The 13,425-nt window shown below is 68.7% G+C and carries 12 protein-coding genes; 2 read left to right on the top strand and 10 right to left on the bottom strand.

Going from position 1 to position 13,425, the window contains the following annotated elements; translation table 11 throughout:
- Window positions 1–33 precede the first annotated feature (33 nt).
- From pheT to thrS, 6 genes are all read right to left on the bottom strand, one after another.
- Window positions 34–2,454 (bottom strand): phenylalanine--tRNA ligase subunit beta, encoded by a 2,421-nt coding sequence (pheT, locus tag A9O67_RS07635; protein WP_068608975.1) that lies wholly within the window; start codon window positions 2,452–2,454, stop codon window positions 34–36.
- 21 nt (window positions 2,455–2,475) lie between these two features.
- Window positions 2,476–3,546, bottom strand: coding sequence for a phenylalanine--tRNA ligase subunit alpha (pheS, locus tag A9O67_RS07630; RefSeq protein ID WP_068608973.1), 1,071 nt, complete (start codon window positions 3,544–3,546; stop codon window positions 2,476–2,478).
- A 109-nt stretch (window positions 3,547–3,655) separates the two neighbouring features.
- Window positions 3,656–4,036, bottom strand: coding sequence for a 50S ribosomal protein L20 (gene rplT / locus A9O67_RS07625; RefSeq protein ID WP_068608971.1), 381 nt, complete (start codon window positions 4,034–4,036; stop codon window positions 3,656–3,658).
- A gap of 38 nt (window positions 4,037–4,074) precedes the next feature.
- The gene (gene rpmI / locus A9O67_RS07620) at window positions 4,075–4,278 is read right to left on the bottom strand and encodes a 50S ribosomal protein L35 (protein WP_068608969.1); all 204 of its coding nucleotides are present in this window, start codon (window positions 4,276–4,278) and stop codon (window positions 4,075–4,077) included.
- Window positions 4,279–4,533: 255 nt separating this feature from the next.
- A complete protein-coding gene (gene infC / locus A9O67_RS07615) occupies window positions 4,534–5,136 on the bottom strand; it encodes a translation initiation factor IF-3 (protein ID WP_082955447.1) in 603 nt (200 codons plus the stop codon).
- A 15-nt stretch (window positions 5,137–5,151) separates the two neighbouring features.
- Window positions 5,152–7,077: a threonine--tRNA ligase gene (gene thrS / locus A9O67_RS07610; RefSeq protein WP_068608965.1), complete on the bottom strand. Its 1,926-nt coding sequence runs from the start codon at window positions 7,075–7,077 to the stop codon at window positions 5,152–5,154.
- Between the two features lie 285 nt (window positions 7,078–7,362).
- On the opposite strand from thrS, the gene A9O67_RS07605 reads away from it, so the two are divergent.
- Complete coding sequence (locus A9O67_RS07605) at window positions 7,363–7,941, top strand: malonic semialdehyde reductase (protein WP_068609854.1); 579 nt, start codon at window positions 7,363–7,365, stop codon at window positions 7,939–7,941.
- 123 nt (window positions 7,942–8,064) lie between these two features.
- On the opposite strand, the gene aceA is transcribed toward A9O67_RS07605, so the two are convergent.
- The 4 genes from aceA to nadC all read right to left on the bottom strand — a co-directional run bounded on the left by aceA (window position 8,065) and on the right by nadC (window position 12,391).
- Window positions 8,065–9,384, bottom strand: coding sequence for an isocitrate lyase (aceA, locus tag A9O67_RS07600; protein WP_068608964.1), 1,320 nt, complete (start codon window positions 9,382–9,384; stop codon window positions 8,065–8,067).
- Window positions 9,385–9,661: 277 nt separating this feature from the next.
- On the bottom strand, window positions 9,662–10,318 hold the full coding sequence (locus tag A9O67_RS07595; protein ID WP_068608962.1) for a hypothetical protein: 657 nt from the start codon (window positions 10,316–10,318) through the stop codon (window positions 9,662–9,664).
- A 67-nt stretch (window positions 10,319–10,385) separates the two neighbouring features.
- Window positions 10,386–11,483: a quinolinate synthase NadA gene (gene nadA, locus A9O67_RS07590; protein ID WP_068608960.1), complete on the bottom strand. Its 1,098-nt coding sequence runs from the start codon at window positions 11,481–11,483 to the stop codon at window positions 10,386–10,388.
- A gap of 11 nt (window positions 11,484–11,494) precedes the next feature.
- Window positions 11,495–12,391: a carboxylating nicotinate-nucleotide diphosphorylase gene (gene nadC / locus A9O67_RS07585; protein WP_082955446.1), complete on the bottom strand. Its 897-nt coding sequence runs from the start codon at window positions 12,389–12,391 to the stop codon at window positions 11,495–11,497.
- A 118-nt stretch (window positions 12,392–12,509) separates the two neighbouring features.
- Between nadC and panB the strand changes: the two genes are divergently transcribed.
- A complete protein-coding gene (panB, locus tag A9O67_RS07580; RefSeq protein WP_068608958.1) occupies window positions 12,510–13,385 on the top strand; it encodes a 3-methyl-2-oxobutanoate hydroxymethyltransferase in 876 nt (291 codons plus the stop codon).
- The last annotated feature ends 40 nt before the right edge of the window (window positions 13,386–13,425 follow it).

Genomic DNA, 13,425 nt, shown 5'->3' with positions numbered 1-13,425 from the left:
CAGGACCGCCACGGCCTTCGACACACCCCGGGGTCACGCCCGCAGGCGGGCCCCGACGCGCTGTTGCAGCGATGCCAACACGGCCTGCACGACGGCGTCGATCTCCTCGTCGGTCAGGTTGGCGTCGTGGCGCTCCAGGGTCAGGCGCACGGCCAGGCTCTTTTCGCCCTCGGCCAGGGCGCCGCCCGCCGTCCCCGCCTTGGGCCGATAGACGTCGAACAGCACCGCCTCGCGCAGCCACGGCTGCTCGACCGCCCCAATGGCCGCCATCAGCTCGGCGTGGGTGACGGCCTCGCGCACGACCACCGCCACGTCCCGCTGCACGGGCTGGTGCCGACCCAGCGGCTGGGCCTGGGGCACCGGGCGCTCGACGACCGCATCCCAGTCCAGCTCGAACAGCACCGGCGCCTGGGTCCAGCCTTCGGCCTGGCGCCAGCGCGGATGCAGCTCGCCCACGATACCCACGGGGCGGCCGTCGAGCAGCACGCGGGCGCAACGCCCCGGGTGCAGCGCGGGGTGCTGCGCCGGCTCGAACACCGGGCGGCGCGGGGCCAGCAGGGCCTCCACATCGCCTTTGACGTCGTAAAAATCCAGCGGCCGGGCGGGTACGCCCCACTGCAAGGCGGACTCGTCGCCCCACGCCAGCCCGGCCAGCCGGCGCGGCTGATCCAAGCCCGCCACGGTGGTGTCGCTGTCCGGCACCGCCGGATCGCGGCGGAATACGCGCCCGATCTCGAACAGGCGGGCGCGCGGCACCTTGCGGTCGGTGTTGTACTTGAGCACAGCCAGCAGGCTGCCGATCAGACTGGAGCGCATCACACTCAGGTGGCTGGCAATCGGGTTGAGCAGCCGGATCGGCGCGTCATTGCCCGCGTAGTCGCGCTCCCAGCGCTCTTCGACGAAGCTGAAGTTGATCGTCTCCTGATACCCCAGATCCGCGAGCTGGCGCCGCACCGCATGGGCGCTGCGCTGGGCCTCCGGCCGCACGCGCGGCACCACCGGGGCCAGCGGCGGCGTATCCGGCAGGCGGTCGTAGCCGATGACGCGCGCCACCTCCTCGATCAGATCCTCCTCGATCTGCAGGTCGAAGCGGTACGGCGGCGGCGTCACCGTCAGCACGCCGTCGCCCTCGGCCACCTCCAGCCCCAGCCGGCGCAGCGGCTCGGCGCACTGCGCCTGCGTCAGCGGCATGCCGATCACTTTGGCCGCGCGCGCCACGCGCAGCGTCACCGGCTGCGGCTGCGGCACGTTGACGACGTGGTCGTCGATCGGGCCGACCTCGCCGCCGCAGATCTCCAGGATCAGCTGGGTGATGCGCTCCACGTGCTCGCGCGTGGTGCTCGGATCGACCCCGCGCTCGAAGCGGTGGCCGGCGTCCGTGCTGAAGTTGAAGCGGCGCGAGCGGCCCGCGATCGCGCGCGGCCACCAGAACGCCGCCTCCACATAGACGTTGCGCGTGGCGTCCGACACCGCCGTGGCCTGCCCGCCCATGATGCCCGCCAGCGACTCCACGCCGCGGTCATCGGCAATGACGCCCACCGTCTCGTCCAGCGTCACGGTCTGGCCGTTGAGCAGCTCCAGCGTCTCGCCGGCGCGGCCCCAGCGCACCTGCAAGCCGCCGTGGATGCGGTCCAGGTCGAAGATGTGCGAGGGGCGGCCCAGCTCGAACATCACGTAGTTGGAGATGTCCACGAGGGCCGAGATGCTGCGCTGGCCGCAGCGCGCCAGGCGCTGCACCATCCAGTCGGGCGTCTTGGCCGTGGGGTCGATGCCGCGGATGATGCGGCCGGTGAAGCGCCCGCACAGGTCCGGCGCGTCGATGCGCACCGGCAGCACCTCGCCGTGGCGCGGTGCCACCGGCGCAAACACCGGGGCCTGCAGCGGCGCGCCGGTCAGCGCCGCCACCTCGCGCGCCACGCCGTAGACGCTCAGGCAGTGCGCGAGGTTGGGCGTGAGCTTGAGGGTGAAGATGCGGTCGTCCAGCGCCAGCGCCTCGCGCAGATCGCGCCCGACCGGCGCGTCGGCGGCGAGTTCCAGCAGCCCGCCGTGGTCGTCCGACAGGCCCAGCTCGCGCGCCGAGCAGAGCATGCCGTGGCTTTCCACCCCGCGCAGCTTGCCGACGCGGATCTCGAACGGCTTGCCGTCCTCGCCGGGCGGCAGCACCGCGCCCACCAGCGCGCACGGCACGCGGATGCCGGCGCGCGCGTTCGGCGCGCCGCAGACGATCTGCAGCGGTTCGCCCTGCCCCGCGTCCACGCGGCAGACGCGCAGCCGGTCGGCGTTGGGGTGCGGCTCGGCGCTCAGGATCTCGCCCACCACCACGCGGGTGAAGGGGGGAGCCACCGGCTCCCATTCCTCCACCTCCAGACCCGCCATGGTCAGCAGATCGGCCAGCGCGCGGCTGTCGAGGGGAGGGTTGCAAAAGGCACGCAGCCAGGATTCGGGGAATTGCATCGGGGGCTCTTTCTCTCAACCTCAACGGAACTGCGACAGAAAGCGCAGGTCACCATCGAAGAACAGGCGCAGGTCGTTGACGCCGTAGCGCAGCATGGTCAGCCGGTCCGGCCCCATGCCAAATGCAAAGCCAATGTAGTGCTCCGGGTCCAGCCCCATGTTGCGCACCACGTTGGGGTGCACCTGGCCGGAGCCGGCCACCTCCAGCCAGCGCCCGGCCAGCGGGCCGCTGGCAAACTGGATGTCGATCTCGGCGCTCGGCTCGGTGAACGGGAAGAAGCTCGGCCGGAAGCGCAGCACCAGGTCGTCGGTCTCGAAAAAGGTGCGGCAAAACGCCGTGAAGACCACCTTCAGGTCCTTGAAGCTGACGTTGCGGCCGATCCACAGCCCCTCGCACTGGTGAAACATCGGCGAGTGCGTGGCGTCGCTGTCCACGCGGTAGGTGCGCCCCGGGGCGATGACGCGGATCTCCGGCATGTCGCCGGCGAACAGCCCCGCCCCGCCGTCGCCGGCCGCGGCACGCGCGCGCTTGACGTGCTGCACCGCGTGGCGGATCTGCATCGGGCTGGTGTGGGTGCGCAGCAGCAGCGGCGCCTCGGGCGTTCCCCCTTCGACATAGAAGGTGTCGTGCATCGAGCGCGCCGGGTGGTCCGCCGGGGTATTGAGCGCGGTGAAGTTGAACCAGTCGGTCTCGATCTCCGGCCCGTCGGCGACCTCGAAGCCCATCGAGCCGAAGATGGCCTCGATGCGCTCCAGCGTCAGGCTCACGGGGTGCAGCCCGCCCTGGCCGCGCTGGCGGCCCGGCAGCGTCACGTCCAGCGCCTCGGCGGCCAGCTGGCGCTGCAGCTCGGCCTCGGCCAGCTCGGTGCGGCGCGCCTGCAGCGCCGCTTCGATGGCCTGCTTGGCCTGGTTGATGGCCGCGCCCGCCGCCTTTTTCTCCTCGGGGCTCAGCGCCGCCAGCCCCTTCATGCGCTCGGTGATCGCGCCGCTCTTGCCCAGAAAGCGTGCCTTGGCGTTTTCCAGGTCGTTGGGGGTTTGGGCCTGCGCGAACTGCTCGCGCGCCGACTGCACCAGGGATTCGAGGTCGTTCATGCGGTGATCCGTTGCGGGGCGCGCTCGGCCCCAAAAACGAACGGGCCAGCGCGCAAGGCGACTGGCCCGTGGAAAGACGGACGGCCACCCGGGTGGGCGGCCTGGGACGTCAGGCGGCCGTCGCTGCGCCCGGGGCCTGCAGATGGGCCTTGACGCGCTCGACGATGGCGCCGAAGGCCGCCTTGTCGTTGACGGCCAGATCGGCCAGCACCTTGCGGTCGATCTCGATCGCCGCCTTGCGCAGACCGTTGGCAAACTGGCTGTAGGTCAGACCCAGCTCGCGCACGCCAGCGTTGATGCGGGCGATCCAGAGCTGACGGAAGACACGCTTGCGGGCACGGCGGTCGCGGTAGGCGTACTGACCGGCCTTCATCACCGCCTGCTTGGCGACGCGGAACACATTCTTGCGGCGGCCACGGAAACCCTTGGCCAGGGCGAGCACCTTTTTGTGGCGGGCGCGCGCGGTGACACCACGTTTGACGCGAGGCATGGTTTACTCCTTGTTCGTTACGGGGGTACCGCCGCCCATCACAGGCCGGCAAAGGGCATCATCTGCGCGATGTGGCCCATGTTCGTCTCGTGGACGTTGGCCGCGCCACGCAGCTGGCGCTTGTTCTTGGTCGTCTTCTTGGTCAGGATGTGGCGCTTGAAGGCCTGACCGCGCTTGACGGTGCCACCGGGACGAACGCGAAAACGCTTCTTCGCGCTGCTCTTGGTCTTCATCTTGGGCATGATGACTGCTTCCTGTTGAATTGTGCTCGTGAGGCGCCCCGGCTTTGCCGCCAGGGACTTGTCGGCCCCGAGCCACTTGTCGTTCCAGCCCCGGGATGACCGGGCCGGCTTCGCACACCGCCATGCGCCATGACACACCGCGAAACGCCGCAACGCACCAAAGCGCACGCTTGGTTGCGTGCGAAGCCTGTGATTATAGCAACGACGGCGCCGCGCGGCTGCGCAGCCGCACCCATGCAGCACGGGGCGCGGCGATCAGGCCGCCGGGGCGGCAGCTTCCGCCTTGCCGGCGCCAGCGCCCTTTTTGCGCGACGGCGCGATCATCATGATCATCTGCCGCCCCTCCAGCTTGGGGAACTGCTCGACCACGATGCTGTCGCCCAGCTCGGTGCGGATGCGCTCCAGCAACGCCAAGCCCAGCTCCTGGTGGGTGATCTCCCGGCCACGGAAGCGCAGGGTCACCTTGCACTTGTCGCCGTCTTCCAGGAAGCGGCGGATGTTGCGCATCTTGACCTGGTAGTCGCCCTCGTCGGTCCCGGGCCGGAACTTGATTTCCTTGACCTCGATGACCTTTTGCTTGGCCTTGGCCTCGGCCGCCTTCTTCTGTTCGGCGTATTTGAACTTGCCGTAGTCGATCAGGCGGCACACCGGCGGGGTGGCCATCGGCGCGATTTCGACCAGATCGACGTCGAGGTCGCCCGCCATGCGCAGCGCCTCTTGGATGGACACGACACCGATTTGCTGCCCATCGGGGCCTGTGAGGCGGACCTCGGGCGCGGTGATCTCGCGGTTCAAACGGTGCTGGCGCTCCTCGCGCTGGCGACGGTCACGGAAGTTGCTGGGGCGGGCGGTAGCGATGGTGTGGTTCCTTTGTCAATGTTTGGACGCGATGTCCGAACGCAGGCGCTGGGCGAAGTCCGCCAAGGGCATGACGCCGAGGTCCTGGTTGCCGCGCGCGCGCACGGCGACCGTCCCGGCGGCCTTCTCCTTGTCGCCGACGACCAGGATGTAAGGCACCTTTTGCAACGCCTGCTGGCGGATTTTATAGGTGATCTTCTCGTTGCCAAGATCCAGCGCCACCCTAAACCCTTGATCCTGAAGCGTTTTGGCAATTTCGCCACAGTAGCCGGCCTGCGCATCGGTGATGTTGAGCACCGCCACCTGGATCGGCGCCAGCCACGCCGGCAAGGCGCCCGCGTGCTGCTCGATGAGGATGCCGATGAAGCGCTCCAGGCTGCCGACGATGGCGCGGTGCAGAATGACCGGGCGCTGGCGGCTGCCGTCCTCGGCCACGTACTCGGCATCCAGCCGCTCACTCAGGTTGAAATCCACCTGGATGGTGCCGCACTGCCACTCGCGGCCGATGGCGTCCTTGAGCGTGTACTCGATCTTGGGGCCGTAGAACGCGCCATCCCCTTCGGAGATGACGAAGTCGCAGCCAGAGTCGCGCAGGCTCTGCATCAGCGCCGCCTCGGCCTTGTCCCAGAGTTCATCGGAGCCGATGCGCGCCGCCGGCCGCGTCGAGACCTTGTAGAGGATCTCGGTAAAGCCAAAGTCCGCGTACACCTTCTTCAGCAACCGCGTGAAGGCGTCGCACTCGGGCAGGATCTGGTCCTCGGTGCAGAAGATGTGGCCGTCGTCCTGCGTGAAGCCGCGCACGCGCATGATGCCGTGCAGGCCGCCGCTGGGCTCGTTGCGGTGGCACTGGCCAAACTCGCCATAGCGCAGCGGCAGGTCGCGGTAGCTCTTGACGCCCTGCTTGAAGATCAGGATGTGGCCGGGGCAGTTCATCGGCTTGATCGCGTAGTCGCGCTTCTCGCTCTCGGTGATGAACATGTTGTCCCGGTACTTGTCCCAGTGGCCGGTCTTCTCCCACAGCGCCTTGTCCAGGATCTGCGGGCCCTTGACCTCCAGGTAGCCGTTGTCGCGGTAGACCTGCCGCATGTACTGCTCCACCTGCTGCCACAGCGTCCAGCCCTTGGGGTGCCAGAACACCAGCCCCGGCGCATGGTCGTCGATGTGGAACAGGTCCAGCTCCTTGCCGAGCTTGCGGTGGTCGCGCCGCTCGGCCTCTTCCAGCAGGGTCAGGTACTGCTGCAGGTCCTCCTTGCTGGCCCAGGCCGTGCCGTAGATGCGCTGCAGCATCTCGTTGCGGTGATCGCCGCGCCAATAGGCCCCGGCCACCTTCATCAGCTTGAAGTGCTTGAGCTTGCCGGTGCTGGGCACGTGCGGGCCGCGGCACAGGTCCTCGAAAGCGCCTTCGCGGTAGAGGCTGACCTCCTCCCCCGCCGGGATGCTGCCGATGATTTCGGCCTTGTAGTGCTCGCCCAGCCCCTTGAAGTAGGCCACGGCTTCGTCACGGGGCAGCACGCGCCGGACCACCGGCTCGTCCTTGGCGGCCAGTTCGGCCATCTTTTTCTCGATGGCGACCAGGTCCTCCGGCGTAAAGGGCCGCTTGTACGAAAAGTCGTAATAAAAGCCGTTGTCGATGACCGGGCCGATGGTGACCTGCGCATCCGGGTACAGCTCTTTGACGGCATAGGCCAGCAGGTGCGCCGTCGAGTGGCGGATGATTTCCAGCCCCTCCGGATCCTTGGGCGTGACGATCCACACCCGCGCATCGCGCTCGACACGGTAGGCCGTGTCCACCAGGCGCGGCGCATCGTCACCGGCGGTCTGCACCTTGCCCGCGACAGCCGCCTTGGCCAGCCCGGCGCCGATGGCCGCCGCAATCTCGGCGACGGTGACCGGCGCATCGAAGGTGCGCTGCGACCCGTCGGGGAGCGTGATCTGGATCATGGGTGAGGGTCCTGAAAAACGAAAAACGCGGCTCGGGGCCGCGCAAGAAGGTGTTGATCGAGCAGGCGCGAACTGCCGCCGGCCTGTTCAGGCCGGGGTGACCTCCGGGGAAGTTCGCGGTGTCATAACCGTATCGCCTGCGGGTTGGGTACTCTCAGCTCGACGGTATTTTCGCACAGATCCGCTAACCCCTCTCACTGCGCGCCACGCGCGGCACTGCCGTACGAACCCGCTGCACGAACCCATTGCAAAATGGGCGCTTTGGCTCTGAATCCCATCGACACCATGCAGATCACCACCAAGCAACTGTTCGACGACGCCCGCACCCACAACGCCTGGCAGGACAAGGCCGTGGCGGACGAGACGCTGCACCGCCTGTACGACCTGATGAAATGGGGCCCCACGTCGGCCAACTGCGGCCCAGCGCGCATCCTGTTCGTCAAGTCGCCGCAGGCCAAGGCCCGGCTGCTGCCGTGCCTGAGCGAGGGCAACCGCGCCAAGACGGCCGCCGCGCCCGTCACGGCCATCATCGGCATGGATCTGGCGTTCTACGAGAAGCTGCCGCAACTCTTTCCCCACAACCCCGATGCGCGGAGCTGGTTCGAGGGCCAGCCCGAGGCGATCCAGGCCACGGCCTTTCGCAACTCCAGCCTGCAGGGTGGGTATTTCATCCTGGCCGCGCGGGCGCTGGGGCTGGACTGCGGTCCGATGAGCGGCTTCGACGCCGCCGCGGTGGACGCCGCCTTCTGGGCCGACACCTCGGTGCGCACCAACTTTTTGTGCAACCTGGGCTACGGCGACCCGGCCGGCCTGCACCCGCGCGGCCCCCGGCTGGCTTTCGACGAGGCGTGCCGCATCGTCTGACGGCCGCGCTCCCGCCCGCCCTGCTCGGCACCGGCCACGGACCTCGCCGCGGAAGCAAAAAGGCCCGGCAAGCCTTCGCCTGCCGGGCCGCGGTCTCCTCCGCCGCTCTGGGGCGGTTTGGGATCAGTGGAACTGCTCTTCTTCGGTCGAGCCGGCCAGCGCCTTGACGCTGGAGGAACCGCCCTGGATGACGGTGGTCACGTCGTCGAAGTAGCCGGCGCCGACTTCCTGCTGGTGCGACACGAAGGTGTAGCCCAGTTCGCGGGCGGCGAATTCCGGCTCCTGCACCATTTCGACATAGTGCTTCATGCCTTCGCCGCGGGCGTAGTTGTAGGCGAACTTGAAGGTGTTGAACCAGTTGATGTGGATGCCCGCCAGGGTGATGAACTGGTACTTGTAGCCCAGCGCCGACAGTTCGTCCTGGAACTTGGCGATGGTCTTGTCGTCCAGGTTCTTCTTCCAGTTGAAGGACGGCGAGCAGTTGTAGGACAGCAGCTTGCCCGGGTACTTGGCGTGGATGGCCTGCGCAAACTCGCGCGCAAAGCCCAGGTCCGGCGTGCCGGTCTCGCACCACACCAGGTCGGCGTACGGCGCGTAGGCCACGCCGCGGCTGATCGCCTGCTCCAGGCCGTTCTTCACGCGGAAGAAGCCCTCTTGCGTGCGCTCGCCGGTCAGGAAAGGCTTGTCGTTGGCGTCGTGGTCGCTGGTCAGCAGGTTGGCCGCCTCGGCGTCGGTGCGCGCCAGCACGATGGTCGGCACGCCCATCACGTCGGCCGCAAAGCGCGCGGCGATCAGCTTCTCGATCGCCTCTTGCGTGGGCACCAGCACCTTGCCGCCCATGTGGCCGCACTTCTTCACCGCGGCCAACTGGTCCTCGAAGTGCACGCCGGCGGCGCCCGCGGCGATCATGTTCTTCATCAGCTCGAAGGCGTTGAGCACGCCGCCGAAGCCGGCTTCGGCGTCCGCCACGATCGGCAGGAAGTAGTCGATGTAGCCGGCATCACCGGGGCCGATGCCGCGGCTCCACTGGATCTCGTCGGCGCGCTTGAAGGTGTTGTTGATGCGGCGCACCATCGTCGGCACCGAGTCGTACGCGTACAGCGACTGGTCGGGGTACATCGTCTCGCTGGTGTTGCCGTCGGCGGCGACTTGCCAGCCCGACAGATACACGGCCTCCAGCCCCGCCTTGGCCTGCTGCATGGCCTGACCGGCGGTGATGGCGCCAAAGGCGTTGACGTAGCCCTTCTTGGCCTCGCCGTTGATCAGGCGCCACAGCTTTTCGGCACCGCGCTTGGCCAGCGTGTACTCAATCTGCAGCGAGCCGCGCAGGCGCACCACGTCGGCGGCGCTGTAGCCGCGCTTGATGCCCTTCCAGCGCGGATTTTCGGCCCAGTCTTTTTCGAGGGCGGCGATCTGCTGATCGCGGGTGAGGTTTTGCGTCATGACAACACTCCTGTGGTGATGGGAAACCCTGGCGGGGACCGGTGCAGCCGGGTGGCGATACCCCGTCCCGTTGCCCACAGTATAGGTCTTATATAAGACATAAAACTTGTCTTGTGTCTTATACAAGACATTTTTAGCACCATGAAAATCAACGCCTTGGACGCTTTGTTTCGTATCACGGAATTTTGATTGCACCCCGCAAAACCCGGCGTAGCGGCGAACCGAATCGGGTTTCATGATTGCGCATTCGTTTTCCATGATGCGCAATCAACATCGGTCACCGCTCGGCGCCGGGGCCCGCGATGCGGCGCAGCTCCCACCGCGCGGACAGGCGGCCGGCAAACGTCACCTGCAGCCGCGCCCCGTCCGGGCCTGCCGTGAGCCGCACGCCGGGCTGCGGCGCGGGATCGACCGCCGCAACCGACAGCAGGCCGTCCGGCCAGGTCACGGCCAGATCGGCCTCCATGGGCAAAAAGCCATCCAGGTAGCGGCGCATCAACGGCCCGGCGTGCAGACGCCAGCGGCCATCGCCCAGCGGATCGAGCGCACGCGAGCGCAGTTCGATGCACACCGTGGCGCCCCGCCCCACCCCCGCCAGTTCGACGCGGTGGTCCTCGACCCAGGCGCGCTCCACCCCGCGCGCCTGGGTGATGCGGATGGATTCGACCCGATCGCGGTTGAACAGCACCACCACGCGGGCGTTGGGGTCCAGGCGCAGGTGGCAGGTCTCCACGCGCACGACGCCCGTGCGCAGGCTGTCGTCGTCGATGCGCACGCGCGACTCGTAGCCATAGGCGTGGGGATCGGGCCGCTCCGCCAGCAGCCGGAGCTCGCCCTCGCGCGCAATGTCGTCGAACTCGAGCGGACGGGCCTGCGCCCCAGCGGCGAGGGCGAGGGCGCCGAGCGCCCCCCAGACAATGCGCAAGATGGCCATGGGCACACCTCCGGGCAATCGATGCCCCATTGTGCCCGGATGCCGCGCCGCGCGTGCGCGCAGGGGATCAGGCCGCGCCGATGCCGGGGACCAAGGCCCCCGCCGGCTCGCCCCGCTTGAGGGCGGCGGTGAAGGCCAACATGCGATCGATGGGCTGCCGGGCGCGGGGAATCAGGGCGGGATCGACGTGGATTTCGTTGCGCCCGGTCTCCAGCACCTCCAGCACGCCGCGCAAGCCGTTCATCGCCATCCAAGGGCAATGGGCGCAGCTCTTGCACGTGGCGCTGTTGCCGGCCGTGGGCGCTTCGATGAAGCGCTTGCCCGGGTTGAGCGTGCGCAGCTTGTGCATCATGCCGTTGTCGGTGGCGACGATGAACACCGTGGCGTCCAGCTCGGCTGCGGCCCTCAGGATTTGCGAGGTGGAGCCCACCACATCCGCCTGCGCCACCACCTCGGCCGGGCTTTCGGGGTGCACCAGCACCTTGGCGCCGGGGTGATCGCGGCGCAGTTGCTCCAGCTCGAAGGCCTTGAACTCGTCGTGCACCACGCACGAGCCGCGCCACAGGACCATGTCGGCCCCGGTCTCGCGCTGGATGTAGGCCCCCAGGTGCTTGTCCGGCGCCCACAGGATCTTGTGGCCCTTGTCGCGCAAGGCCCGCACGATGTCCAGCGCGCAACTGGACGTCACCAGCCAGTCGGCCTGCGCCTTGACGGCCGCGCTGGTGTTGGCGTAGACGACCACCGTGCGGTCCGGGTGCTGGGCGCGAAAGGCGGCAAAGTCCCCTTCCGGGCAGCCCAAATCGAGCGAGCAGGTCGCATCCAGATCGGGCATCAGCACGGTTTTTTCGGGCGAGAGGATCTTGGCCGTCTCGCCCATGAAGCGCACCCCCGAGACGATCAGGGTGCGCGCCGGATGGTCGCGCCCAAAGCGCGCCATTTCCAGCGAGTCGCTGACGATGCCGCCCGTCTCCTCGGCCAAATCCTGCAGGTCCGGGTGCACATAGTAGTGGGAGACCATGACCGCGCCGCGCTCGCGCAACAGCGTCCGGATGCGGGCTTTGAGGGCCTCGCGCTCGGCGGGCGAGGGCTCCTCGGGCACGCGTGCCCAGGCGTGGCGGGTGGTGCAGGCCGGCTGCTCGACGTCGATTTCGATGAGGGATGCCATGGTGGGGATACTCAAAGGGGTTGCAGCCGCATGGACAGGTCGATGGCCTGGACATCCTTGGTCAGCGCCCCGACCGAGATGCGGTCCACGCCGGTTTCGGCCAGCGCGCGCACGGTCTGCAGGTTGACACCGCCGGAGATCTCCAGCACGGCGCCGCCGCCCGGGTGGGCGTCGTTCAGGGCGACCGCCTCGCGCAGGGTCGGCAAATCCATGTTGTCGAGCAGAATCACGCGCGCACCGCCATCCAGCGCTTCGCGCAACTGCGCCAGCGTCTCGACCTCGATCTGCACGAACAGCGCCTGGAGCGCGAGGGCCTGCACCCGCGCGAGCGCCGCCCGCACGCCGCCGGCGGCGGCGATGTGGTTTTCCTTGATCAGCACCGCGTCGTGCAGGCCCATGCGGTGGTTCAGCCCGCCGCCCGTGCGCACGGCGTACTTTTGCGCCACGCGCAGGCCAGGCAGCGTCTTGCGCGTGTCGCAGATGCGCGCACGCGTGCCCGCCACCGCCGCCACATAGCGCGCGGTCTGCGTGGCCACGGCCGACAGCGTCTGCAAAAAATTCAATGCGGTACGCTCGGCCGACAGCAGAGCGCGGGCATGGGCCTCGACTTCGAACACGACCCCATCGCGCTCGACCTGCTGGCCATCCGGCACCCGCCAGTGCCATTGCGCACCGGGGTCCAGCGCATGCACGGCCGCGCGCACCCAGGGCTCGCCGCACACCACGGCCGGCTCGCGCGCGATCACCCGCGCCCGCATGCGCAGGCCGGGATCCACCAGCGCGGCGGTCAGATCGCCGCCGCCCAGGTCCTCGGCCAGCGCACGGGCGACGTCGGCCGCCGCCTGCGCGGCGATGTCCGGCAGCGGCGGCTGCAACGACAGGGGGTCGGGGCGTGCGGGGTCGCTCATCGGCATGCCAAAAACTCCGGAAACCGCAAGCATAGCGGCATCCACACCCCTGCGCCTGCCCCGCGCTGCAAGGGCAGACGCATCGACTAGACTTGCGCGTCTTGGAGGACAGGACGCCATGACCGACACCACACCGCGCACCCCGTACGGCACCTTGCCAGCTGCCGCGCCCTTGCCGCCGCGCAAGCCCATCAGCCTGCCGCGCCTGCAGGAGATGCGCGAGCGTGGCGAGAAGATCGCCATGCTCACCGCCTACGACGCGACGTTTGCCGCCGTGGCCGACGCCGCCGGCGTGGACTGCCTGCTGGTGGGCGACTCGCTGGGCATGGTGTGCCAGGGGCGCCCCAGCACGGTCGGCGTGTCGTTGCAAGAGATGTGCTACCACACCGAAAGCGTGGTGCGCGGCCTGCGCCGCGTGCAAGGCACCGTGTGGGTGATCGGCGACCTGCCCTTCGGCAGCTATCAGGAGTCGCGCGAGCAGGCCGTGCGCAGTGCCGCCGCGCTGATGCAGGCCGGCGCGCACATGGTCAAGCTCGAAGGCGGTGGCTGGACGGTGGAGACGGTGCGGTTTTTGGTGGAGCGCGGCATCCCCGTCTGCGCCCACCTGGGCCTGACGCCGCAAACGGTGCACGCCATCGGCGGCTACCGCGTGCAGGGCCGCAACGACGCAGAGGCGCAGCAACTGCGCCGCGACGCGCTGGCGCTGCAGGATGCCGGCGCGACGATGCTGGTGCTGGAGATGGTGCCCGCCGCGCTGGCAGCCGAAATCACCCAGCAACTGCCGCGCTGCCACACCATCGGCATCGGCAGCGGCAACGGCACCGCCGGCCAGGTGCTGGTGATGCACGACATGCTGGGCATCCACCTGGGCAAGACGCCGAAGTTCGTGCGCAACTTCATGGACGGGGCGGCCAGCGTGCGCGACGCCATGGCCGCCTATGTCGCCGCCGTCAAGGCCGGCACCTTCCCCGACAACACCGCGCACGCGTGGTAAACCGCGGCCTGCCGCGCCCCCACGCCCCCCGTTTGCCTCC

This window comes from Tepidimonas fonticaldi, from assembly GCF_001675355.1.
Lineage (GTDB): Bacteria > Pseudomonadota > Gammaproteobacteria > Burkholderiales > Burkholderiaceae_C > Tepidimonas > Tepidimonas fonticaldi.
Note: the sequence above shows the minus strand (reverse complement) of the source record. Positions and strands in the feature narration are given on the sequence as shown.

Coding starts and splice junctions, on each gene's coding strand:
- pheT (WP_068608975.1), bottom strand. CDS start 2,454: ATGCAATTCCCCGAATCCTGGCTGCGTGCCTTTTGCAACCCTCCCCTC.
- pheS (WP_068608973.1), bottom strand. CDS start 3,546: ATGAACGACCTCGAATCCCTGGTGCAGTCGGCGCGCGAGCAGTTCGCG.
- rplT (WP_068608971.1), bottom strand. CDS start 4,036: ATGCCTCGCGTCAAACGTGGTGTCACCGCGCGCGCCCGCCACAAAAAG.
- rpmI (WP_068608969.1), bottom strand. CDS start 4,278: ATGCCCAAGATGAAGACCAAGAGCAGCGCGAAGAAGCGTTTTCGCGTT.
- thrS (WP_068608965.1), bottom strand. CDS start 7,077: ATGATCCAGATCACGCTCCCCGACGGGTCGCAGCGCACCTTCGATGCG.
- A9O67_RS07605 (WP_068609854.1), top strand. CDS start 7,363: ATGCAGATCACCACCAAGCAACTGTTCGACGACGCCCGCACCCACAAC.
- aceA (WP_068608964.1), bottom strand. CDS start 9,384: ATGACGCAAAACCTCACCCGCGATCAGCAGATCGCCGCCCTCGAAAAA.
- A9O67_RS07595 (WP_068608962.1), bottom strand. CDS start 10,318: ATGGCCATCTTGCGCATTGTCTGGGGGGCGCTCGGCGCCCTCGCCCTC.
- nadA (WP_068608960.1), bottom strand. CDS start 11,483: ATGGCATCCCTCATCGAAATCGACGTCGAGCAGCCGGCCTGCACCACC.
- nadC (WP_082955446.1), bottom strand. CDS start 12,391: ATGAGCGACCCCGCACGCCCCGACCCCCTGTCGTTGCAGCCGCCGCTG.
- panB (WP_068608958.1), top strand. CDS start 12,510: ATGACCGACACCACACCGCGCACCCCGTACGGCACCTTGCCAGCTGCC.